General features: G+C 40.8%; 21 protein-coding genes. 12 read left to right on the top strand and 9 right to left on the bottom strand.

What is annotated here, in order from left to right:
- Positions 1-138 precede the first annotated feature (138 nt).
- The 3 genes from F1E73_RS17600 to purU form a co-directional block, all read right to left on the bottom strand.
- A complete protein-coding gene (locus tag F1E73_RS17600; protein ID WP_176328535.1) occupies positions 139-1,068 on the bottom strand; it encodes a helix-turn-helix domain-containing protein in 930 nt (309 codons plus the stop codon).
- A 934-nt stretch (positions 1,069-2,002) separates the two neighbouring features.
- Entirely contained in the window at positions 2,003-2,710 is a 708-nt protein-coding gene (locus F1E73_RS09150; RefSeq protein ID WP_150451742.1) for a DUF4197 domain-containing protein, read from the bottom strand.
- Between the two features lie 101 nt (positions 2,711-2,811).
- On the bottom strand, positions 2,812-3,663 hold the full coding sequence (purU, locus tag F1E73_RS09155) for a formyltetrahydrofolate deformylase (protein ID WP_150451743.1): 852 nt from the start codon (positions 3,661-3,663) through the stop codon (positions 2,812-2,814).
- A gap of 249 nt (positions 3,664-3,912) precedes the next feature.
- Between purU and F1E73_RS09160 the strand changes: the two genes are divergently transcribed.
- Complete coding sequence (locus tag F1E73_RS09160) at positions 3,913-7,371, top strand: methylmalonyl-CoA mutase family protein (protein WP_150451744.1); 3,459 nt, start codon at positions 3,913-3,915, stop codon at positions 7,369-7,371.
- Between the two features lie 73 nt (positions 7,372-7,444).
- Here F1E73_RS09160 and F1E73_RS09165 read toward each other — a convergent pair whose 3' ends face one another.
- On the bottom strand, positions 7,445-7,840 hold the full coding sequence (locus tag F1E73_RS09165; RefSeq protein WP_086478401.1) for a hypothetical protein: 396 nt from the start codon (positions 7,838-7,840) through the stop codon (positions 7,445-7,447).
- 119 nt (positions 7,841-7,959) lie between these two features.
- Here F1E73_RS09165 and F1E73_RS09170 point away from each other — a divergent pair, with 119 nt between their 5' ends.
- The 3 genes from F1E73_RS09170 to F1E73_RS09180 all read left to right on the top strand — a co-directional run bounded on the left by F1E73_RS09170 (position 7,960) and on the right by F1E73_RS09180 (position 10,968).
- Complete coding sequence (locus tag F1E73_RS09170) at positions 7,960-8,412, top strand: Lrp/AsnC family transcriptional regulator (protein ID WP_086478402.1); 453 nt, start codon at positions 7,960-7,962, stop codon at positions 8,410-8,412.
- A gap of 340 nt (positions 8,413-8,752) precedes the next feature.
- A complete protein-coding gene (locus F1E73_RS09175) occupies positions 8,753-10,165 on the top strand; it encodes an alpha/beta hydrolase (protein WP_150451745.1) in 1,413 nt (470 codons plus the stop codon).
- 161 nt (positions 10,166-10,326) lie between these two features.
- A complete protein-coding gene (locus tag F1E73_RS09180) occupies positions 10,327-10,968 on the top strand; it encodes a DUF1684 domain-containing protein (protein WP_150451746.1) in 642 nt (213 codons plus the stop codon).
- A 54-nt stretch (positions 10,969-11,022) separates the two neighbouring features.
- Here F1E73_RS09180 and F1E73_RS09185 read toward each other — a convergent pair whose 3' ends face one another.
- The 4 genes from F1E73_RS09185 to crcB form a co-directional block, all read right to left on the bottom strand.
- Positions 11,023-12,090, bottom strand: coding sequence for an outer membrane beta-barrel protein (locus F1E73_RS09185; RefSeq protein ID WP_150451747.1), 1,068 nt, complete (start codon positions 12,088-12,090; stop codon positions 11,023-11,025).
- Positions 12,091-12,202: 112 nt separating this feature from the next.
- On the bottom strand, positions 12,203-13,453 hold the full coding sequence (locus F1E73_RS09190; RefSeq protein ID WP_086478406.1) for an ammonium transporter: 1,251 nt from the start codon (positions 13,451-13,453) through the stop codon (positions 12,203-12,205).
- A gap of 32 nt (positions 13,454-13,485) precedes the next feature.
- Positions 13,486-13,824, bottom strand: coding sequence for a P-II family nitrogen regulator (locus F1E73_RS09195; RefSeq protein WP_086478407.1), 339 nt, complete (start codon positions 13,822-13,824; stop codon positions 13,486-13,488).
- Between the two features lie 519 nt (positions 13,825-14,343).
- Positions 14,344-14,715 (bottom strand): fluoride efflux transporter CrcB, encoded by a 372-nt coding sequence (crcB, locus tag F1E73_RS09200; protein ID WP_086478408.1) that lies wholly within the window; start codon positions 14,713-14,715, stop codon positions 14,344-14,346.
- Between the two features lie 687 nt (positions 14,716-15,402).
- On the opposite strand from crcB, the gene F1E73_RS09210 reads away from it, so the two are divergent.
- Positions 15,403-15,798, top strand: coding sequence for a pyrophosphohydrolase domain-containing protein (locus F1E73_RS09210; protein WP_150451748.1), 396 nt, complete (start codon positions 15,403-15,405; stop codon positions 15,796-15,798).
- 126 nt (positions 15,799-15,924) lie between these two features.
- On the opposite strand, the gene F1E73_RS09215 is transcribed toward F1E73_RS09210, so the two are convergent.
- Complete coding sequence (locus tag F1E73_RS09215) at positions 15,925-16,995, bottom strand: branched-chain amino acid aminotransferase (RefSeq protein WP_176328536.1); 1,071 nt, start codon at positions 16,993-16,995, stop codon at positions 15,925-15,927.
- Between the two features lie 106 nt (positions 16,996-17,101).
- On the opposite strand from F1E73_RS09215, the gene F1E73_RS09220 reads away from it, so the two are divergent.
- The 7 genes from F1E73_RS09220 (at position 17,102) to F1E73_RS09250 (ending at position 23,720) form a co-directional block, all read left to right on the top strand.
- The gene (locus tag F1E73_RS09220; RefSeq protein WP_150451749.1) at positions 17,102-17,605 is read left to right on the top strand and encodes a DUF4920 domain-containing protein; all 504 of its coding nucleotides are present in this window, start codon (positions 17,102-17,104) and stop codon (positions 17,603-17,605) included.
- A 1-nt stretch (position 17,606) separates the two neighbouring features.
- Positions 17,607-18,272 (top strand): tRNA (5-methylaminomethyl-2-thiouridine)(34)-methyltransferase MnmD, encoded by a 666-nt coding sequence (gene mnmD, locus F1E73_RS09225; RefSeq protein WP_086478411.1) that lies wholly within the window; start codon positions 17,607-17,609, stop codon positions 18,270-18,272.
- A 121-nt stretch (positions 18,273-18,393) separates the two neighbouring features.
- Positions 18,394-19,353, top strand: a complete 960-nt coding sequence (locus F1E73_RS09230) for a TIGR01777 family oxidoreductase (protein ID WP_086478412.1) — start codon at positions 18,394-18,396, stop codon at positions 19,351-19,353.
- A gap of 139 nt (positions 19,354-19,492) precedes the next feature.
- The gene (locus F1E73_RS09235) at positions 19,493-20,083 is read left to right on the top strand and encodes a nucleotide exchange factor GrpE (RefSeq protein WP_086478413.1); all 591 of its coding nucleotides are present in this window, start codon (positions 19,493-19,495) and stop codon (positions 20,081-20,083) included.
- A gap of 9 nt (positions 20,084-20,092) precedes the next feature.
- A complete protein-coding gene (gene dnaJ / locus F1E73_RS09240) occupies positions 20,093-21,214 on the top strand; it encodes a molecular chaperone DnaJ (protein WP_086478414.1) in 1,122 nt (373 codons plus the stop codon).
- A gap of 239 nt (positions 21,215-21,453) precedes the next feature.
- Complete coding sequence (locus tag F1E73_RS09245) at positions 21,454-22,386, top strand: ABC transporter ATP-binding protein (RefSeq protein ID WP_150451750.1); 933 nt, start codon at positions 21,454-21,456, stop codon at positions 22,384-22,386.
- Complete coding sequence (locus F1E73_RS09250; protein WP_150451751.1) at positions 22,383-23,720, top strand: ABC transporter permease; 1,338 nt, start codon at positions 22,383-22,385, stop codon at positions 23,718-23,720. Before F1E73_RS09245 ends, F1E73_RS09250 begins: the two co-directional genes overlap by 4 nt.
- Positions 23,721-23,732 lie beyond the last annotated feature (12 nt).

A 23,732-nucleotide genomic window follows, 5' to 3' on the forward strand; every position in this document is an offset into this window, starting at 1 on the left:
CGATTCCTAATCGATCTATACTCTCTGCTTAGGGAATTTTATATTTCTAAATCAAGGAATATTAAACTGAATGAAAAGGAGCACTCCTTGGGTATACCTTTGGATAAGTTACGCTTCTGGCTAGATAATACCGCCACCTTAATTACGGGAGGAAAGTTGTTTTTTCTGAAACTGGCTTGGGGTAAGGTTCGTATGTTTTTTAAATGCTTTGTTAAAAGTTGCCTTGTTGTTGTATCCTACCTCATAAGCGATCTCAATAATATTTAAGGATTTTTCCTGGTCGTCCTTTAAAAGTTGTTTGGCTTCATTTATTCTATAAGTATTCACCAGCTCATGGAAACTCTGGTTAAAGTGTTCGTTTATTACCTGAGAGGTGTTGTGGCGGTTAGTGTTCAACTTGTCTGCCAACTGCTCCAAATTGAGGTTGTTTTCCTTATAAATTTTCTCATTTTCCATGAGCTGTAGGATTTTAGATTTTAGCTCTAAGGATAAACTATCCGTTAATCCAGATTTTTCATACTTGTGAAAAGGATAGCCTGTGGTAAATTCCATCGCACTAAAAACATTGGGTTGTATATAGGCAGAATAAGCGATATATAACACCATTAGGGCCATCGCTATTATTTGAGCATGAAATAGTAGGTTAGAGTATAAGTTGTTGATAATCATAAAGCCATATATGGCGTATGCCACTACATATACTATATGTATACCTAAAATGTACTTTTGCCATCTTAGGTGCTCTTGGTCATACAGGGTTTTGTATTTGCTTTTTAAGTATAATCTGGCGATTAAAATACCATAAACCACCAAGGATAAAAGCTTGGTGGCTACCAAGGTGATTACCTCAAAATCCTTGGTCTGCGTAAACTCTCCGCTAGCCTTTGCTAATAGTAAGGCTAACTTTTCATCTTTAGTCAATAAGTATATGGGAACCAGGTAAAACGCCAATACAAGGCTGGGTAATAAATGCAACAAGTCCCAAGCCTTAAACTTGTAATCTTGGGTAATCCTTTTAAAATAGAAATATAACAGCGGACCATATAGGAAGGAAAATATGGTAGACATTCTATAAGAGTTGGGAAAATGATACTGGAAATTAGTTAAGCTGAAGAAGATATGGAAAATAAAAAAGGAATGGATAAATATAAAACTGCTGATTAGTGCCTTTGCAATAGTATTGATCGTTGGATTGAAATTTATTATGATAGCAACAAAAAAACCGATTAGCGCAATAAATAAGTAGATAAATGAGAAAAGGGTTACTTCTATAGCGGGTATAGTGATAGAAGGGGAGGTGGAGTCTAGTTGAGTATCCGGGATTTTAAAGGAATTATATAGGGAAGCTGGGAAGGGGGAAATATGAATATAACTGATAACCCATATGGTAAGAGCAGACATCAAGACTAACTTTGGTTGGTTGGTTGTCCTAAATAGGTTCCTTCTCAAATGGGGACAAGCGCCTAGTTGATGTAAGGGGGAGTAGGTGACATTTTGGGATAAGGGTATAGAAGGGGGGATGGTAGCTTGAAATTGAAGGGGAGATATTTCCAAATCAGCTTGGTTGGCGTTGCTCGTAACTATGGTTTGGGTAGGGTAATTGAAGGAAATGGAAAATAGTAGCATAATTGGTATGACCCATAGCGATTGCATAGTAATGGAAGGTGTGATTGATGAATTAGTCCTTTTTAAATTAATTAATAATGCCCCAAATTCTCCCAATAAAAAGTTAATTTGATGTCGCTTTGGGCAATTTCATTGCTGTTAGTTGAATGTTAAAAGCATGATGGTGAGGGTTGTATGGGATAAGTATTTTGTAAATCTGGACAGGGCATAAAGAATGCCTGAAGTGGCTATTGTAAGAGTAGGTAGGACCAGAAGCCCTAATTATCAAAGGTGCGAAAAGCTGTCTAGACAGGCTATAGCGATCCTTTTTTACTAGAATTAAGTGTGCCGGAGTGGTTTTATATCCCACCTCCGGCAATATGGATATTCCCTTAGCCTATTGATCCTGTAAGGCAAAAACCCGCTTAAGCAATGCGGTGGTTCTTGAAGAAACTTGGTTTCTAATTTGTTGCTCTTCAACCGCAATCATGGTATATACGCCTTGTAGTGCTTCTTGGGTCACGTAATCTGTTAGGTCTGGATTTACGGAATTGGTAAAGGGAAGGGAGTTGTACCGGTTAATTAAGTTGTTCCATATCTGGTCTGCACCTACCTTAGTGAAGGATTGTTCTATTACTGGGTGAAATGCATCGTAGAGTTGGGTTTGTGTAGTCTGCTCAAGGTATTGGGTGGCTGCGTTGTCCGGTCCCATCAATATTTGTTTGGCATCTGTGAAGGTGATCCCTTTCACCGCATCTACAAAGATTGGAGTAGCTTCCTTAACAGCATCCTCAGCTGCCCTGTTTAGGATCTTTAATCCTTCGTCTGCTAAATTGGAGAGTCCAATATCCCTTAGGGTTTTGTCTACCTTTTGTAATTCTTCAGGCAATAGTATTTTAACCAATTCATTTTGGTAGAAACCATCTTGTTGCGTGAGTTTGCCAACCTGTTTTTGGATGCCCATATCCAAAGCCTCTCGGAGTCCAAGGGCAATTTCGTTATTTCCTAGCGTACCGCCCCCTTGGGGTATCTGGTTTACTACCTGTTGTAATTCCGCACATCCTAAAAACTGGCATAGGACTATAAATAGGATTATTTTCTTCATTGTTTATGGTTGTTTCGTTATCGTTATTGTTCCCAGTATAGGTAAATGGTCCTGTATGCGTAAGGTATTAAAAGGATTTTTAGGTGGCCATTGAATACGCCCTAGGAGAAAATCACTGTTTTATTGTTGTATACCATGGTTTTTCTGTCTACATGAAGTTTAACGGCCCTAGAGAGTACAATTTTTTCCAGGTCCCTACCTTTGGAGATAAAGTCTTTTATGCTATGTGCATGGGTTACTCGGGTAACATCCTGCTCTATAATAGGTCCGGCATCCAACTCTTCCGTAACATAGTGACTGGTGGCACCTATAATTTTCACCCCTCTTTGGAATGCGGCATGATAAGGTTTGGCTCCAGCAAAGGCAGGTAGGAAGGAATGATGGATGTTGATGATTTTGTTTGGGAACTGGTCTATAATTCTGGGGGTGATAATTTGCATATAACGTGCAAGCACTATAAAATCTACCTTGTATTTATCTAAAAGTTCCAATTGTGCCTCTTCCGAAGCTTTTTTGTCTTCCTTTATATGGGGAATGTGGTGATAGGGTATGTCAAATTGCTGGGCAATATGGGCCAGATCTGGATGATTGCTCATTATAAAGGGAATCTCAACTGCTAGTTCCCCGGAGTGAAACCTGCTCAATAGGTCGTAAAGGCAGTGATTGTATTTGGAAACATAGAGCGCCATTTTTGGCTTGGTAGATCCCAAGTGGAGGCTCCATTCCATTTGATAGGGGAGCGCCAATTCTTCCTCAAAGCGTTGCTTTAAGCTCTGAACTACTGGAATGTTCTTTTCAAAATCGCTTTCCAGTCTCATGAAAAAGACGCCGGCTTCTTTATCTACATGTTGATCTATGTAAATAATGTTTCCCCCGTTCTTGTAGATGAAACCAGTAACCTTGCTGATAATTCCCGCCTGGTCGGGACAATGAATAAGAATGGTTGTTTTCAAGTGGTATGGTTTTAAAAATAGTAAAATTAGGATTTTGAGACCGAAAAATGTCCAGTAACGGCAGTTTTTATAATATTGTAGCTTTAGGGTCTTTATTATTGCGAATTCATTAAATTGCGATGGAATAGATACCTGTGTTTTGCGAATGGATTAATACCGGGTTGAAGCTGTTTGGTTATTAGTAATACTACAGCCCAGATATACGGAAATGGGTGTTTGTTAGCTCGTAGTGTGTAAAATAGATTGAAAATGAAAAAAAAGCCTTCCTATAAACCTGTTAATAATGTGCGTATTGTAACGGCGGCCTCCTTGTTTGATGGTCATGATGCTGCCATTAATATGATGCGGAGAATTATGCAAGCCACAGGAGTTGAGGTAATTCATCTAGGGCATGATAGAAGTGTTTCCGAGGTGGTAGATTGTGCCATACAAGAAGATGTGAATGCCATTGCTATTACTTCCTATCAAGGTGGTCATAACGAATACTTTATGTTTATGCGCGACCTATTGGTGGAGCGTGGGGCAGCGCATATAAAAATTTTTGGCGGTGGTGGTGGCGTTATCCTTCCCCAAGAAATAAAGGAGTTGATGGATTACGGCATAACAAGGATTTATGCCCCAGATGATGGTCGGACTATGGGACTCCAGGGAATGATTGATGATTTGGTGGAGCAAAGCGACTTCCCCACGCCAGGGCTAAAGCCAGAGGATCCCGAAGAAGTAAAAGATTTGTTGCGGGAAAAGCATGTGCCCACTATTGCTAGGTTAATTAGTTTGGCTGAAAATAGAAATGCCGATTTTCAAAAGTATGCCCCAATTTTAAAAGGGGATGGCAAACAGGTACCAGTGTTGGGAGTTACTGGTACAGGTGGGGCAGGAAAATCTAGTTTGGTAGATGAGCTTGTCAGAAGATTTCTAATGGATTTTAAGGAGCGGACTGTTGGGATAATTTCAGTAGACCCCTCTAAAAGAAAAACAGGAGGTGCCCTGCTGGGAGATCGTATCCGTATGAATGCCATTAACGATGCTAGGGTATATATGCGCTCCCTTGCCACAAGGCAATCTAATCGATCACTTTCCAAACATATAGATGAAGTGGTAAGGGTGCTTAAAGGTGCTGGGTTCGACCTGATTATCTTGGAAACCTCAGGAATTGGGCAATCCGATACCGCTATTGTAGAGCACAGTGATGTGTCTCTCTATGTGATGACGCCCGAGTTTGGAGCCGCTACTCAATTGGAGAAAATCGATATGCTAGATTTTGCGGATCTAGTGGCTATCAATAAGTTCGATAAAAGAGGCGCCTTAGATGCTATCCGAGATGTAAGGAAACAATTTGTACGTAACCATGGCCTGTGGGAGGCAAACCAGGAAGAACTTCCTGTGTTTGGTACCATCGCCTCACAATTTAACGATCCTGGTATGAACAACCTGTACGGTTCTATTATGAAGCGTATTAAAGAGAAAACGGAATCTAACTTGCAATCTAACTTTGTGCATGCGGAAGGGAACAAGGAGAGGCTGTTAGTGATCCCTCCTTCCAGAACTAGATACCTATCCGAAATTGCAGATAACAATAGGGAGTACGATCGTAATGCCAAAGCTCAATCAGAACTGGCGCAACAACTATATGGTGTATATACAGCAATGGTTTCTGTTTTGGGGAGCAAAGCCCTAAGAAATACTTCCATACTGCTTTCAGAGGCGGGGATTGATGTAGAAAAGTTACTCCCTTTGGTTGAGGATGAAGGGAAAAAGCAACTGATCCAATTGTTGATAGATCAATTTCAATCATTAAAGACACTCTTAGACCCTCAGCATTGGAAATTGATTCTAAATTGGGAGCATACGGTAAGTTTGTACAGAAACCCGGAGTATGTTTTTACGGTGAGGGGAAAGGAAATTAAAATGGCCACCCATACCACCTCCCTTTCACAGTCCGAAATTCCGAAAATAGCACTTCCCAAATACAAAGCATGGGGAGACCTCCTACTTTGGATGCTGCAAGAAAATGTACCTGGAAAGTTCCCCTATACGGCCGGATTGTATCCTTTTAAACGCGCTGGTGAAGATCCAACAAGGATGTTTGCAGGGGAAGGCGGTCCGGAGCGGACCAATAGGAGGTTTCATTATGTGAGTCTTGGTCTTCCCGCAAAAAGGTTGTCTACTGCCTTCGATTCGGTAACACTCTACGGTAACGACCCGGATAAACGACCCGATATTTACGGTAAGATCGGGAATGCCGGGGTTTCCGTATGTTGCTTGGACGATGCTAAGAAGTTGTATTCAGGATTCGACTTAAGCGATGCTATGACTTCGGTAAGTATGACCATCAATGGGCCGGCGCCCATGTTATTGGGGTATTTTATGAATGCGGCCATCGATCAAAATTGTGAGAAATATATCAAGGAGAACGGACTTGAAGATGAGGTAGAGAAAAAAATTGCCTCCCTCTTTAGTGGAAAGGAAAATTTAAGGCCTAAATACCACGGTAAGCTGCCCAAGGGCAACAACGGTTTGGGACTCATGTTATTAGGGGTTACTGGGGATCAAGTTTTGCCAGAAGAAGTGTATCGTGAAATAAAGAGCAAGACCATACGCCAGGTAAGAGGTACGGTGCAGGCCGATATTTTAAAGGAAGATCAAGCGCAGAATACCTGCATATTCTCCACGGAGTTCGCCCTTAGATTGATGGGGGATGTACAGGAATACTTTATCAAAAATAAAGTCCGCAATTTTTATTCGGTATCCATTTCTGGTTACCATATTGCCGAGGCAGGGGCCAACCCTATCACCCAGCTGGCTTTTACGCTGGCCAACGGCTTTACCTATGTGGAATACTATTTAAGTAGGGGAATGGATATTGATAAATTTGGACCCAACCTTTCCTTTTTCTTTTCCAATGGAATAGATCCCGAGTATGCGGTAATAGGTAGGGTGGCAAGGAAAATTTGGTCCAAGGCTATGAAGAGGAAATACGGGGCAGGACCCCGAGCGCAGATGTTAAAGTACCATATACAAACTTCAGGTAGGAGCCTGCACGCCCAAGAAATTGATTTTAACGATATAAGGACCACCTTACAGGCCTTATACGCTATCTACGATAATTGTAATTCGCTGCATACCAATGCCTATGACGAGGCAATAACGACTCCAACAGAGGAGTCGGTGCGTAGGGCTATGGCTATTCAGTTGATTATTAATAAAGAATTGGGACTAGCCAAAAACGAAAACCCGCTGCAAGGTTCTTTTATAATTGAGGAATTAACAGATTTGGTAGAGGCAGCCGTGTTAATGGAGTTCGATCGAATAACCGAACGGGGCGGGGTGCTGGGTGCCATGGAGACCATGTACCAACGATCTAAAATCCAGGAAGAGAGTCTTTACTATGAGTATCTAAAGCACAGTGGAGAGTTTCCTATAATTGGGGTAAATACCTACCTAAGTGATCAAGGGTCGCCCACTATTTTACCTGCAGAAGTGATAAGAGCTACGGAAGAAGAGAAGCAGAATCAGATAGAGACCCTTAATAATTTGCATCAAAGGAACCAAGACAAGGTAGATGCTCAATTGAAGCATTTGCAACAGGCGGCCATTAAAAACGAAAATATGTTTGAATGTCTAATGGAAGTAACCAAATACTGTTCCTTAGGGCAAATAACCAAGGCCCTCTTTGAGGTGGGCGGACAGTACAGGCGAAATATGTAAATGGTTGCTGGGTATCTAAATAATGTAGTCTTGAGCTAGCATTATAGACCATGCCTAAGGGGCTAGGGTCTTTTTATAGGCGACGCATGGAGCGCCTCCATACCTTGTACAAGCGTCTAAAGCTTTTAACCTCCTTTCGAAGCAGGTTTAGGTATTCCTTTTCCTTCACCCCATCTTTTTCCAATCCTATACAATAGGAATTGATGTTTTTGATAATAATATTAATAAAGGTGGCACTTCTCATCCGCGCAGCATAGGATTCAGACCTTTCGGCAGCTGCAATCTGTTGCGGGATAAGAATGGAATCGGTAAGTAGGGAATCGGCAATATTGTCGCGTAAGCTGTTGGATTGATAAAGCTTTAGCAAATCTTTGTTATGGGTAACATAAGACGCAATTTCCCTGCTCATCTGTAAGAGGTCCAGAGATTTACGGTAAATAGGCAACGAACTAAGATTTTTGTAGGTCATTTTAAATTCAACAACTTTTATATTATAAAGTTACGTGGAATTAATTGAAAAGGACTTTGGATTGTATGGTAAAAGCGTAAATTAGCTATCGAAAGCAAAAATTATCAATCAATTTTATTTTGAAAGCAAAAATAGACAGGCTTAATTGGAAGATTTTAAGATCCCTACAGGAAAATGCCCGCGAATCTTTCGCGAATATAGGTAGGAAAGTGGGACTCACTGCCCCTGCAGTAGGGGAGCGGGTGAAGAAGATGGAAGACGTGGGAATCATCTCCGGCTACAAGGCTGTGGTTTCCCATTCCCATGCTGGTTATCAATTAAAGGCCATCATTACCTTGCGTGCCTTTATGGGGAAGTTGAAACCGTTTTTAGAGGCCGTAAATTCATTTGAAGAAGTGGTGAACTGTTACCGAATTACTGGAAATGAAAATATAATAATGATGGTGGTATTAAGGGATCAGTTTCATTTGGAAATGTTTATCGATAAGCTTATCCAATACGGGGAAACTAGAACCCATATCGTATTGTCCGATGTGGTATCTAATGCTCCAATCAAAGGAGTTGAAAACTAGAAGAACTTGCTTTTCAGTTTTTGGTTAGGGCTCTGCGCAATATTTAAGGTAGTACTTATACCTTGGTGAAAATGAAGCATGAAATTCAACGAATATGCTTTTGTATGGCTTATTAAAAGTGAATAGAAATAACAAGATGCTTTTAAAGGTAAATGTTGGCTTTTTATAGAAAGCTAGGTGGTATGGTTTTGATACCATGGTTTTTATTGTTTTCTTTAATAATCGGATGAGGGAGGCGTATGCTTCTAAAGGTGCGATTAGGTGGTTTAGAGTGCTCCCAATAGTTGTTCTGTTGGGTGGGATTTAATAATTTGGCTAGATATTTGATGAGGTTTCGTCTATGAGGAAATTAATTATACTGCTGTTCCTGGGAACAGTGATTGGTGGCAATGCACAAGAGATAACTTTCAAAAAAGGGGTGGTAATGGACTCCATTTCGGTAAAGGATTCCATTTCTGAAACTTTCTCCCTGTATCTGCCCTCTAGTTTTGAGTTGGGAAAGAATTGGCCAATTCTCTTTGTCTTTGATATGGAGGGAAAAGGAAAGCAGGCCTTAAGTATGTTTAGGGTAGCCGCAGAAGACCAAGGCTATATTTTGGCTGCCTCCGATAATCTGAGTGATACGCTATCTACTTCGCAAAACATTATGATTGCAGGGAGATTGTTTAATACGGTAGTCAATTTATTACCTATCAAAAAAAATAGAACCTATGTAGGAGGATTTGCCCAAGGGGGCCAGTTTGCTAGTGTATTGCCCCTTTTTATCAATGGAATATCGGGCGTGCTTTCCAGTGGCGCAGTATTTCAAAGCTTGGAGGTAATGAAAGTTAACCAGCCTTTTTATTTTATCGGGGTTGTTGGGAGGGAAGATTTTGCCTATCAAGATATGTTGGCAACCAAATCCAAGTTCGATAAATTAAAATTCCCCAATCTTTTAATGGCCTTCGATGGGGGGCACCAGTGGCCAGAAAGTAGCTATTTTAGAACTGCAATGGAACGGTGGACCTTGTATGCAATGGAAAAAGGATATGCTGATAAAGATAGTCTCTACATCAATAAAACCTATTCGCAGAATCTTGCCGAGCTAAATGCGCTTATAAATTCCAATAAACTGTTGGAGGCCTATGCCTACTTGGAGGGAATGGAGGCTTCTTTTGGCCCCCTCAGGGAAACAGATACCTTAAAGGAAATAAAAAGAGAGCTGAGAAGAGATAAGGGGTATAAGGCTATGAAACGCAATGAAAACAGTGCGTTGCTAAAAGAATCATTTATTTTGGAAGATTACCATTACTACCTAGAAGAGGATATTGCTACCTATAACTTCAAGAATATTGGATGGTGGATGTACCAAATGGAGGAGCTTAAAAAGTATGAAAAAAGTAAGCTCCTTGCAGAGCAGCAAATGGGGAAGCGACTCCTAGGGTTTGTGAATGCGCTTATTGAAGATAAAATAGATCTTTTGGAGTCAGAGAAAGAGGTAGACTACGATGCCTTAAGTTTATTATGGATGCTGAAGACCATTACGCAGCCCAAAGAGTATAGTTATTATCTGAAAATTATTTCTTACAGTGCCAAGATAGATGATTATGGTACTTCCTTATTTTATTTGGAAGAACTGCTTAAGAATGGCTATACGGACAAGGAAAAATTGTATGAGTTGGAAAATACAGCCTTATTGAGGATAACGCCAGAATTCAATGAAATAGTAGAGAAGTATCTAAAAAAGGCCCGCTACGAAGTCATAGAGGAGTAGTCTTACTAAATGAATGCAGCAATAAGTTGAGCTTGTAGGTTGATTTTGTTTGTCGCCCTAACACTATAGAATTTTATTGAGTCCCTAGGGGCAGAGGTTTTAGTGGTGTTCTGATTTATTTAAGCGGAAAAGTTGTGTATTTTTGCAGGAAAAACGGAGATATGTGGAGAGTTAGTTTGATTTTGTTGGTATTGGTTTTGGGATGTAAACAAAACAAAAGATATCATGATGAGCAAGCTGTAAATGAATTGATCGCCAATGCTGGAGAATGGGCAGATGTCGTTAGATTTCAGCAGAATCTGAACGCGACCTTTAGAAATCCAGAAACATCCCCCTTGCCCGATCGTTTTAGAAAGGATTTTGAGGGGTTGGACTTTTTTGCACCGGACAGCACTTACCAGGTCAAGGCAAAATTCACTAGGACACCCGAAGCCTTACCGTTCCTGATGCCTACCAATACCGGTGATAAAACCGAGGAGGTGGTATATGCAAAAATTAGTTTTGAGCTAAATGGTAAGGAGCACGAGTTGGAGGTTTATCAAAACACAGAACTAATTCAACAAGCCAATTATAAGGATTATCTCTTCCTGCCATTTTCCGACCTTACCAATGGGGAGGAAACCTATGAGGGTGGTAGGTACTTGGACTTGTCCATCCCGGAGGGAGATACCATTCTATTAGACTTCAATAAGGCCTATAATCCTTACTGTGCCTATAATGCTAAATATTCCTGTCCCTTGGTGCCTAAACAAAATAGATTGGATACGCATATTAGGGCTGGGGTGAAAGCTTTTAATAAATAAGATGAAAAATAAGGGCCCATCAACCATGCGATGGGCCCTTATTACTTTTTTGGTCTAAAAAGCATAGACTGCTGCAAGTACAAAAGAGGATAGGCTTTTTTGAGGTAATAAGTCTTCATCCAAGAAGTTAAAGGATGCCTCGGAAGAACTGTCCAGTCTTAATTCTGGTATAAGGGTTAAATTTCCCAACTTAACGTTAGCGGTTAGGGTCATTGCCAGTACATCGGAGTCTGCTGTTTCTGTTCCTATGGCGCCATAATTACCCCTTTCCGCGAAATATTCACCTCTTAATCCTAGGGAGAATTGCTCATCAATGGTGTATTGAGGGTAAAGTGCTACTCCTGCAAAGCCCAAGTCGTCCTTTTCAAAAACGGCGGCGTTTACGCCCAGGTAAAATTCCTCCGTAAGGTTAAATCCGCCTGTGAAGTCAATTTCAAAGGCCCCGTCATCGGTAAGTATATTTAAAAATTGTCCTTTATACCCCAATTGGGCACCAAAGGCATATTTTCCTGTTGGGTTTAATTCGGTGGCATCAGTGGGATTCATAACCGCTAGCATTAGGGTGAAATCTGAGGAAAGAGCAAAATCTACCTTAAGACCTGTATGGGAGAAGGGACCGTAAGAAAATAGATAGGAAGTACTGTATTGATAATTTCCGGTGGGAGAAATTACCTCATACCCCAAAAAGGTATTGAAATTTCCAAAAGTTAATTTTACAGATTCATGTACTTTCCAATAAACGTATAGTTGGTTTACAATGTTTCCAGTGGCCGAGTAGAGGGGAGAGGCAAAAATGGCATCCGTGCCCCTAGGGCCAAAAACCAAATCGCCAACAAAGCCCACTTTCTGTCCTTCGTAGGTGGCTATCACATTGGCCATTCCTAGGGAAAAACCGGGCAAATTGGCAAAAGAGCTTCCAGGCGCGGCATGGGGGAGATTGGAAGTGGTGTTAAATCCGTTGTCCCCGTTTAGGTTTACTCGGTAGTAAGCATCCACACTTCCAGAAAGCGAGAATTTTTTGGAATCAGCTTCCTTTTCCTGTGAAAATGTAAGCAAGGAAAGGAGCGATGCTATGGAAAATAGCAAATGTTTTACGTACTTTGTCTTGATAATTATTTTCATAATTCAATGGTTTATATCCTGCGACGGATGATTAAATTTATTGATGTTTTAAATGGAAAGATTATTGACGGAGCGTTCTGCAAAACGCTCCGTTTTATTTTTAGATCTTCTGTTAATGCCGGTTTAGATTAAAATCTGCATAGGCATCCATGCCGTGTTCGTGGCTGTCCAAGCCTTCCATTTCCTCTACCTTGGAAACTCTTATGCCCCATACTCTTTTTATGATAGTCAGCATCACAAACGCCATGGCAGAGCAGAACAAGCCAATGATGACTACGCCTGCAAGCTGATAGAAAAATTGGTTGAAGCCCGCCTTGGCTCCCATTAACCCAACTGCTAGGGTTCCCCAAATTCCGCAAATTAGATGAACTGCAACGGCTCCAACTGGGTCGTCCAGTCTTAGGCGGTCTACCAAAGCCACTGCAAATACAATAATGCATCCTGCAACGAAACCAATTAGGATAGCCTGGGAGGGCGACATAAGGTCTGCCCCAGCGGTAATGCCTACTAATCCCCCTAAAATTCCGTTAAGCATCATGGTGAGGTCGTAATTCTTATAGCGAATATAATAGAGGATAAAAGCACCTATTCCACCTGCGGCACCAGCCAGACACGTGGTGACCAAAACTATGGAAGTACTGCTTGGGTCTGCAGACAATACAGAGCCCCCATTAAAACCAAACCAGCCTAACCATAGGATAAGAACGCCTGTTGTAGCCAATGGAATATTATGTCCAGGAATTGCGTTAGGCTTACCATCTTCTCCAAATTTTCCTATTCTAGGCCCCAATAAGTAGATGGCCATTAATGCGGCCCATCCGCCAACGGAATGTACTAAGGTAGATCCCGCAAAATCATGAAAGCCGGCTTCCTCTCCGCCAAGAGTAGATAAGAATCCACCACCCCACTGCCAAGAACCTACTATGGGGTACACAAAGGCGATATAGAGTACCGTAAATAGCATAAATTGTGCAAGTTTTATCCGCTCGGCAACTGCCCCAGAAACAATGGTAGCCGCTGTGGCTGCAAACATTCCTTGGAAGAGGAAGTCTGTCCAGTACGTATAGCCTTCGTTATAACTTAGATCTAGACTGCCATTGCTCATTAAGGGAGCGTCTAAACCAAAACCCGAAAAGCCTAGAAACCCATTGAAGCTGCCAGGGTACATCAGGTTGAATCCTATAAAGTAGTAAAGAATCAGGCCGGTGCAGATGATAAATATATTTTTAAATAAAATGTTGATTGTGTTCTTTTGTCTAGTCAGCCCAATCTCCAGTAGTGAAAATCCTAAATGCATGAAAAATACGAGTGCCGTACAGATCATCATCCATACATTGTTTGCTGTAAATATTCCTGTGTCCATCCTGTAGTTGTATTTTTTGGTTATTTAATTATTTAGTTGATTCCTGCGTGTCCCCGCTCTTTGGTCCTAATCCGATAGGCTTCTTGGATTTCCGAGACAAATACTTTTCCATCTCCTACATTCCCGGTATAAGCCGTTTCTAAAATGGTATGGATGGTTCGCTCTAAAAATTCGTCCGATACCACAATGGATAAATACCTGCGTTGTATATCCGTAGTGCTATAGGAGATCCCTCGGTACACATGTCCCTGTTTTTCGTTTCCTACTCCGGTCACATCCCAGTAACTGAAAAAATTGACCTCGATCTGATGCAATGCTTTTTTTACGTCATCAAACCTTGATTTCCGAATAATTGCTTCGATTTTCTTCATAATTATCTTGATTTTGTTTTTTAAAAGTAGAATAAAATGAAATACCCCCTGATTTAAATGGGGTATGTTTGAGAATTTTTATGATATAATGAAAATGACCCCCACTTGTAATAGGGGTGTGATAAAATAAGTAGGGTTATTTTGTGTAGGTGTATTAGTTTTTGATAGGGATTGCAGTGATTGAAGAGGGAATGTTTTTAGAATGAGTTGTTTTCTTTAGGAATGTGGAAGGTTTTGTGGTATTCGTTGAGAAGTATCCATTCTATAAATGGCCAGCAAGTGCATAAGAACAACTAAATATCAACAGCTATTATGATGTTGAGGTGCTTTAAAAGGAAGTGTATAGGTAGCTGGTCTTTCTCCTTTTCTCACGGCAAACTCAGGGTGGGTAGGACGAAAACTGCCAATAACAATGCTATGCCAGTCCGAACGAAACAGGCAGGGAAGCGGCTGAGTAATAAAATTTCACTTCGTATGTAAACTGGATACTGCCTAGAAAGGGAGGTTAACTATACCTTATTAATAGCTTTTAGACAACCAAAAACCAAGGGTTACTGCCCCAATTCCCAATACAATACTGGTAAGGGTGTAAATGATGAAGTGGAGTATGTCGCCATTTTTCAGGAAGGTTTGCTGTTCCAGGGCGAAGGTAGAAAAAGTAGTGAAGCCTCCGCAAAATCCAGTGGTGAGTAGGAGTGCCTGATTTGGACTCAATAAATTATTCCTTGCAGAAAGGCCAAGGGCGAATCCTATGATTAAACATCCTAAAACATTAACAAGGAAAGTGCCTAGATAAAAGTGGGGGATGGAGTTATTTAACGCTTTGCTGATGAGATACCGTAAGATGCTGCCAGTGCCACCTCCCAAGAACACAAGTAATAGTTGTTTCATCCGGAATGTTGTTTTAATTGACAGTCAAAGTAACTAAAAAAAGACGGACCCGATAGGTCGATAGATGCAAAAAAAACGTTCAATTAGCTCTAAAGAAGTATTTTCATCAGCATACTTTTCCAAGTAGTAGAGAATATAAAAGAAGATGGAAAGAGTGGGGTTACAATGCTTATACTGCCTTCTTGTAGCTTACATCCATAGTTAGCGGAGTAATTATCGGGGTAGATTTAGCAATGCTTTTTGTGGATTTTTCGTTCTTCTTGGGGGCATGGTTATAGCTTACCAAAAACAATAGCACGTTAATCACGACCAGAAAGGAAAATATACCGAAGAAAAAGACCATTGAACTGAGATTTAGCTATATAACGCAAAATTAAATGATTTATTGTAATAGTAGCTGTAAAATATTGAAATAGAGTAGGATACTTTGCTTTTATGGGAGTGGCAAGGGAAGTGTTAATTTTTTATGTAATGCTTAATAATGAAAAGAATCAACACAAATACTAAGAATAAAAGTCCCACCCACTTAGCTCCTTTGTAGTACTTTTGATGCAGGGCTTTGTCTTTTTTATAGGTGTAAACGATTATAATGACGAATGAAATAAAAAAAAGGGCGGCAAAAATTAATTGTCCTGTACTGAACATATGCATATTTTTATGCAAAGCTAATCTAAAAAACGCTAATTAATGCAAGCTAAACTAAATGCGGTAAAATTGTTTCATAAAAAATTTGGACTGGGTGTTTCCCATACGCTTATGGCAGATTTGGGACCGGAAAAAAATCAACTTCGCTTCCAGCTTATGGAGGAGGAGAATAAGGAATATTTGGAAGCTGCCAATAAGGGAGATATGGTAGAGGTGGCAGATGCCTTGGGAGATATGCTATATATTTTATGTGGAACCATATTGGAGCATGGCATGCAGCATAAGATTGATGAAGTGTTTAACGAAATTCAGAGAAGTAATATGAGTAAACTAGGGGAGGATGGTAAACCAATTTATAGGGAAGATGGGAAAGTGTTGAAAGGTCCTCAATTTAGGGAGCCCAATATAGCACAAGTTTTAGAGGGAAAGATATTCTAGATAGGGGTTCCAAGACGTTTAAGTCAAAAAAATAAAGCCACCCATTGGATGTGTCCTGGGTGGCTCTTTTCTTTTATAGGGGTCCGTAGCCTCCATTGTTATGGGAAACAGGGAGGTGGAGAGCTGTTAAAGTTGAACAGGGTATCTCCAGCCAAATTTATCTTCCGCCTTGTTGTATTGGATATCCGTTATTCTCTTCTTAAGAATAGTAGCGTAGCTGTTCTCCAAGCTAGGTAAATCGTAGTCTTGGTCTTGGTATCCAAAGGTAGATATGGGGGAAATCACCGCGGCAGTACCGGCTCCAAACATTTCTTTTAAGCTTCCATTCTTGGATGCCTCTATAACCTCCTTCACCGTAATTGGCCTAACCGCTACCTCAATATTTTCATCTTTGGCAATTTCAATAAGGCTTTTTCTTGTGATTCCGTCTAAGATTCGATCGCTAGTCGGACTCGTAATCAAGGTGTCGTTAATTCTGATGAAAATGTTCATGGCACCCGCCTCCTCTATATACTCGTGAGTATTATCGTCCGTCCAAATTACTTGGTTATAACCTTTATCTACTGCTAGTTGGGTTGGGTAAAATTGACCGGCATAGTTACCACCTGCCTTGGCAAAACCAACCCCGCCATTGGCGGATCTAGAATACTTTTCCTCGATTAATACTTTTACCTTACCAGCAAAATAAGAACCAGCGGGGGCGCAAGCGATAATGAACTTGTATTCATCTGCTGGGGATGCATGGAATCCTTTGCCCGATGCAAAAACAAAGGGTCTAATATATAAGGAGCTGCCCTCTGCGGTAGGAATCCATTGGTGATCTACTTTTAAAAGGGCTTTCAATCCCTCCATAAAGTACGCTTCTGGAATTTCTGGAATGGCAAGACGCTTGGATGAAATATTGATTCGTTTTTGATTTTCCAAAGGTCGGAACAACCATACCTTCCCATCGGAATCCTTGTAGGCCTTCATACCCTCAAAAACAGATTGCCCATAATGAAAGATTTTGGCCGAGGGATCCAAGCTAATCGGTCCGTAAGGAACAATTTTTGGGGTTTCCCATGATCCATTTTTGAAATCGCATACCATCATATGATCGGTTAGCACCTTCCCGAATTCCAAATTATTAAAATCTACATTTTCAATCTTGGAAGTTTTTACTTTCTCTACGGTTATTGTATCTGAAATAGTTTGCATAGCAATTTTATTTAAAGGAATAAAATTAAACAATAAACAGCTTTGTTGCTTCGTTTATCAACTAAAAATAACCAATTTTGTAATGAGGTTTTAAAAACTGACGATAATGAAATATTTTAACATTTTAATCATAGTTTTTTCGGTCTTTTTTGGATGTAAACAGCAGGAGAAAACCGCTGAGGAGCAAACAGCAACCATAGAAACAGAAAATTTTGAGGCCTTTGGGGCGCTCATGGATGGGAATGATGCCTATGATGCAAATGAAATGTTGACCAAATATCAGGAAATGGCGGTGACAGACACTACGGCTACCAGATTTACAGCCAAGGTAACCGAGGTGTGCAAGTCCAAAGGCTGTTGGATGAAATTGCAACTGGGACAGGAAAAGGAGGTGATGGTAAAATTTAAGGATTATGGCTTTTTTATGCCCAAAGACATTGTTGGTAAAGAAGTGGTAGTGAACGGTTTGGCATTTGTAGAGGAGATGGGTGTGGAAGACCAACGACATTTTGCCGAGGATGGTGGTAAGACGGAAGAGGAGATTGCGGCTATTGTAGATCCCAAAAAAACCTTTTCCTTTGAGGCAGATGGAGTATTGTTAAAAAAATAGGGTGAAAAGAAAAATCATAACAACAGCAGATGGTTCTAAAACCATTCAAATAGAGGACTGGAATGAGCAGTATCACTCTACACATGGGGCCATACAAGAGGCCTATCATGTTTTTATAAAGAATGGGCTCGCGCTCTTTAAAGACCGGGAGCTGGCAATATTGGAAATTGGTCTAGGCACCGGACTAAATGCCTTTATTACCTTTTTGGAAGCGAAAAAGTACGGTCTCAAAATAGATTATACAGGGGTAGAGGCCTATCCCGTTAAGGAGGAAGAGTTGGCGCAGTTGGATTATAGTGCCGCCTTGAACGCTGAGGAGTACAACCCTCAATTTTTAAAAATACATCAAATTCCTTGGGGCACTCCAGATAAGATTGGGGATAACTTCGCCCTTTTAAAACATCAGGCAGATTTTAAGGATATCACCGATTCTGAAAAATTTGATTTAATCTATTTTGATGCCTTTGGGGCTAGGGTGCAACCAGAACTGTGGACAGAAGAGATTTTTCAAATAATGTTCAAGGCCTTAAAACCTAATGGGGTGTTGGTTACCTATGCCGCGAAGGGCGCGGTAAGGCGGGCCATGCTTTCAGTGGGATTTGCCGTGGAAAGACTCCCTGGTCCTCCAGGAAAAAGGGAGATGCTGCGCGCTAAAAAAGAAGGGTAGTATTGGTTCTGTTTATTGGAAACCTTTAGGAATTAAGGGGTTGGATTGTTAAACCTACACTAAATAGACCCCCGTCGTGCCCAAAAACCTATACCTTTATCCCAAAGTTTAGAAATAGGCTATGAGAATTTTAATTACAGGTGCTACTGGTTTGGTGGGTACAGCAATTACTGAGTTGTGTAAGGAACAGGGTATTGCGGTGAATTACCTGACTACCAGCAGGGAAAAAATTGTTTCTAAAGAGGGCTATAAAGGTTTTTATTGGAATCCGGCCGAAAATGAAATAGACAGTAATTGCTTTGAGGGGGTAAGTGCCATAGTGAATCTTGCAGGAGCAAGTATCGCACAACGGTGGACAAAAAGCAATAAGAAAAAAATACTCTCAAGTAGGCTAGATGCCCTAAAAACCTTGGCAGAGGCACTCCAAAAACTCAAAGATCACGATATAGATAGTATTGTATCGGCATCTGCTATGGGGATCTATCCAGACTCCCCGTCTAACTACTACAGAGAAGATGATACAGCGGTAGATGATAGTTTTTTGGGTGAGGTGGTAAGCTTATGGGAGCAGGAGGTTGATAAGTTTGAAAAATTTAATATCAGGGTCGCCAAAGTAAGGATCGGATTGGTATTGTCTGGTAAAGGGGGTGCCTTACCTAAAATGGCAAAGCCTATACAGTATTATTTGGGGGCACCGATCGGTTCTGGAAAACAGTGGCAATCTTGGATTCATATAAAGGACCTGGCAGGCATATTCCTTCATATATTGGAATTAGGGCTTACCGGTGTTTATAATGGGGTGGGGCCCAATCCTGTGAGCAATGCCAAACTTACTAGAGAGATTGCCAAAGCACTGGAAAAACCGTTGTTCTTACCCAATATACCCAAAGTAGCCCTGCAGTTGGCTTTGGGGGAAATGTCTTATTTGCTTTTTGCGAGTCAGCGGGTAAGTAGTAAAAAAATAGAAAATACCGGATTTAATTTTACCTACACCAATATCTGCACCGCTTTGGGGGAGATTTATAAAAAGGAACGAAATTGTGGTTCTGGTTCTACCTATCGGGAAGAATATGTTTCATAGCTCCAATAAAATTAGACGATAGGTTTGCATCCGCATTGTGCGGATGTTTTTTTTGAAAACTTATATGACAATATGACATTTTAAAAGATTTGGCAGTACTTTTGCCAATTGAAATCGGAAGTATCTAAATGTATTTTAAATGAGCAAGGAAAATAAAACAGAAGAGATGGAGGATGAGATCCTAAAAAATGAGGGTCAGAAGGATATAGATCAAGAAACCGCTACCCAGGAAACTGCCTCGGAAGAGGAGTTAAAGGAAGAGGAGTTAAAGGAAGAGATTAGTTTGGAAGAAAAGCTACAGGAGGACCTAGACAAGGAAAAAGATAAGTTTCTACGTTTGTTTGCGGAGTTCGAAAACTATAAAAGACGTACCTCCAAAGAAAGAATGGAATTGTTTAAAACGGCCGGACAAGAGGTGATTTTGTCATTATTGCCGGTTTTGGACGATTTTGACAGAGCCATGGCGGAAATTTCCAAATCTGGGGATGAAGCGATGTTTAAAGGTGTAGAACTCATCAATAACAAATTGGTGGAAACACTTAAGAGCAAAGGGCTTTTGAATGTTGAGGTGAAGGAAGGGGATGCTTTTGATGCTGAAATACATGATGCTGTAACACAAATACCCGCCCCAGAGAAAAAATTAAAGGGAAAAATTATAGACGTGGTCCAAAAGGGTTACCAATTGGGCGATAAAATCATTCGTCATCCAAAAGTGGTCGTAGGAAACTAAAAATAGAGTATGAAGGAGGATTATTATGACATTTTAGGCATTGGAAAAAATGCCAGCGCAGCTGAAATAAAAAAAGCATATCGTAAAAAAGCCATTAAGTATCACCCAGATAAGAATCCGGGGGATTCCAAGGCGGAGGATATGTTTAAAAAAGCGGCCGAAGCTTATGAGGTACTCAGTGACCCTAATAAGAAGGCACGTTACGACCAATATGGTCATGCAGCCTTTGAAGGCGGCGGCGGATTCGGTGGCGGCGGAATGAACATGGACGACATTTTCAGTCAGTTCGGTGATATTTTCGGCGGTGCTTTTGGCGGCGGTGGCTTTAGCGGTTTTTCCGGTTTCGGAGGCGGTGGCCAAAGAAGAGTTAAGGGGAGCAACTTAAGAATACGAGTTAAACTTACCTTAGAGGAAATTGCCAATGGCGTAGAAAAAACAGTAAAAGTAAAACGTAAAGTCCAAGCCGAAGGGGTAACCTATAAAACCTGTGATACCTGTGGAGGTAGAGGGCAGGTAACCAAAATTACCAATACTATTTTGGGAAGGATGCAAACGGCAGCCACCTGCAGCGCTTGTGGTGGTAGCGGACAAATCATCGATAAGCGACCTAGTGATGCGGATGCCCACGGATTAAAAATTTCCGAGGAAACCGTAAGTATCAATATTCCTGCGGGAGTTGAGGACGGTATGCAGCTAAAAGTTCCCAATAAAGGAAACGAGGCCCCAGGGGATGGTATCCCAGGTGATCTTTTGGTAGCTATTGAAACAGAAGAGCACGAAACCCTAAAAAGGGAAGGGGATAACCTACACTACGACCTGTATATTAGTTATTCGGACGCGGTATTAGGTACCTCTAAGGAAATAGATACCGTAGGCGGTAAGGTTAGGATAAAATTGGAGGCTGGTATCCAGTCAGGTAAAATCCTAAGATTGCGTGGTAAAGGTATTTCTAGCCTTAATGGTTATGGAAGTGGGGATCTTTTGGTACACGTAAATGTGTGGACCCCCCAAGAACTTAATAAGGAGCAAAGGGAGTTTTTTGAGCGTATGCAAGAACACGAGAATTTTGTGCCTAACCCTGCAAGATCGGATAAATCCTTTTTTGAAAAAGTAAAGGATATGTTTTCTTAAAGGGGATTTAAAATAAAAATGTATATTTGAGAAGATGTTGGGTAACCAATATCTTCTTTTTCATAGCAATTTTTTTCCCATCCTTGATTCGTTAAGGGTGGGTTTTGTTTTTTTTGGCCACTGCTAATCTTACCCCGCCCTGTATTAATTGTTCCAAAAAATACCAGGGAAAAGAGATTTTATAATTTTCCTACCACCCTCTTCTGTGGCAATTATATATCTTTGAGGAAATTGTGAAAATGAACAATATTTTGATCGCTGATAAGGTTACCAAAAGGTATGGTGATCATTTGGCACTCAACAACCTATCATTGGAAATTCCTAGGAATAGCATCTATGGCTTATTGGGACCCAATGGGGCAGGAAAGACTACCCTTATCCGAATAATCAATCAAATTACCTATCCAGATCAAGGCACCATACTATTTGATGGCCAACCCTTGGAGGCAAAACACATTGCCATGATTGGTTATTTGCCAGAAGAAAGAGGTCTTTATAAAAGTATGAAGGTGGGAGAACAAGCCCTCTATTTGGCTCAATTGAAAGGAATGTCCAAAACAGAGGCTAAGGCTAAATTAGACTATTGGTTTAAGCGGTTGGATATTGGGGATTGGTGGAACAAAAAAATACAAGAGCTCTCCAAAGGGATGGCCCAAAAGATCCAATTTATAGTTACCGTACTTCACCAACCCAAACTCCTTATTTTTGATGAGCCCTTCAGTGGATTCGATCCTATTAATGCCAACCTTATCAAAGATGAGATTCTACGCCTAAAAGAAAATGGTACTTCTATTATATTCTCAACCCACCGGATGGAGTCTGTAGAGGAACTGTGCGAGTATATCGCGTTAATCCATAAATCGGAAAAATTGTTGGATGGAAAGCTAAGCGATATAAAGAATGCCTATAAAAACAATGTTTTTCAGGTAGGCTTGGGGGTGCCGCATGCCAATGGGGTCTTAGAAGAGCTTCAAGAGAAGTTTCAGATACTGTCCTTTGAATATGTGGATAACGGGCAGCAATTAAATTTTACCGTACAACTGCCTTCGGGGGATACAGGAGCCTTTTTAACCCATGTTTCTGGGAAGGCGAATGTGAATAATTTTACGGAAACCATTCCTTCGGCAAATGATATATTTATAAGAACAGTCCAAAATCAACAGGTGTCATGAGTAAGTTAGCACTCATTATAAAACGAGAATATTTGGCCAAGGTGCGGAATAAATCCTTTGTGGTAATGACCTTCTTGAGTCCTATTCTTATGGTAGCCATGGTAGCCCTGATCGTGTATCTTGCCAAGGTGAATGACAATGAAACACGGGTTATCGGGATATTGAACGAAAGTGGGTATTTCTCCAACGACTTTCAAGGTACAGACCATACCTCCTATGTTTCTTTTAGAAATGTGGAACTGGAGGCCGCAAAGGATTCTATTGTTAAAATGGGTTTGTACGGACTATTATACCTCCCAGATCATCCAGACGTAGAACAGGTAGCAGAGCAAGCCGTGTTTTTCACCAAAGATGCTCCGGGATCTTCCGTAGTAGCTAGTCTGGAGTCGGTTTTTGAAAATAGACTGCGCATGGAAAGGCTACAGGAACTGGGGGTTTCGGCCTCAGATTTTAAGCGATTGGAGCTGCAATTCGAAATTAATACCGCCACCTTTTCCGGAGAACGAAACCTAAAAGGAATCAATGAGATTAAAGCTTTTATCGGGGGAGGATTTGGATACCTAATCATGATGTTTATCATCATATACGGTGGGTTTGTAATGCGAAGCGTCATCGAAGAGAAGACGAGTAGAATAGTAGAGGTTATTATATCTTCTGTTAAGCCATTTCAATTGATGTTGGGTAAAATTATAGGAACTTCCTTGGCGGGTATCACCCAGTTTATAATTTGGATTATTTCTGCCAGCTTGTTGTTGGGAATTCTTACCTTGATTTTTGGGATTGATCTTGCGGCGCTGAACGGAGGAACAGAAAATACCCCCGGACTCATAGGTGGAGCAGCATCTATGGCCAATTCGGATACTACGATGCAATTGTACGCCAATGAGCTTCTTAGGATTCCATGGGTTTTGCTGATCACCTTTTTCATGATTTATTTTATCCTGGGGTATTTAATCTATAGCTCCATATATGCTGCAATAGGGGCAGCGGTAGACAATGAGACCGATACACAGCAGTTTATATTTCCTATAATTATGCCCTTGATGCTGGCAATCTATGTGGGGTTCTTTTCCGTATTTAATAATCCGCATGGTCCTATCGCAGTAGGGTTTTCCTTATTTCCACTTACGTCCCCCATTGTGATGCTTATGCGTCTTCCTGGTGGCATTGGCGAAGGCGGAGTTCCCCTTTGGGAGTTATTGGTGTCCATTACCTTGCTTATTGTTACCTTTATTGGCATTGTTTGGGTGGCCGCAAAAATTTATAGGGTAGGTATTCTTATGTACGGGAAAAAGCCTTCCTATAAGGAATTGTTTAAATGGCTGAAATACTAAAATGGATTGACA

This window comes from Arenibacter lacus, assembly GCF_008711145.1.
In the GTDB taxonomy this organism is placed as follows: domain Bacteria; phylum Bacteroidota; class Bacteroidia; order Flavobacteriales; family Flavobacteriaceae; genus Arenibacter; species Arenibacter amylolyticus.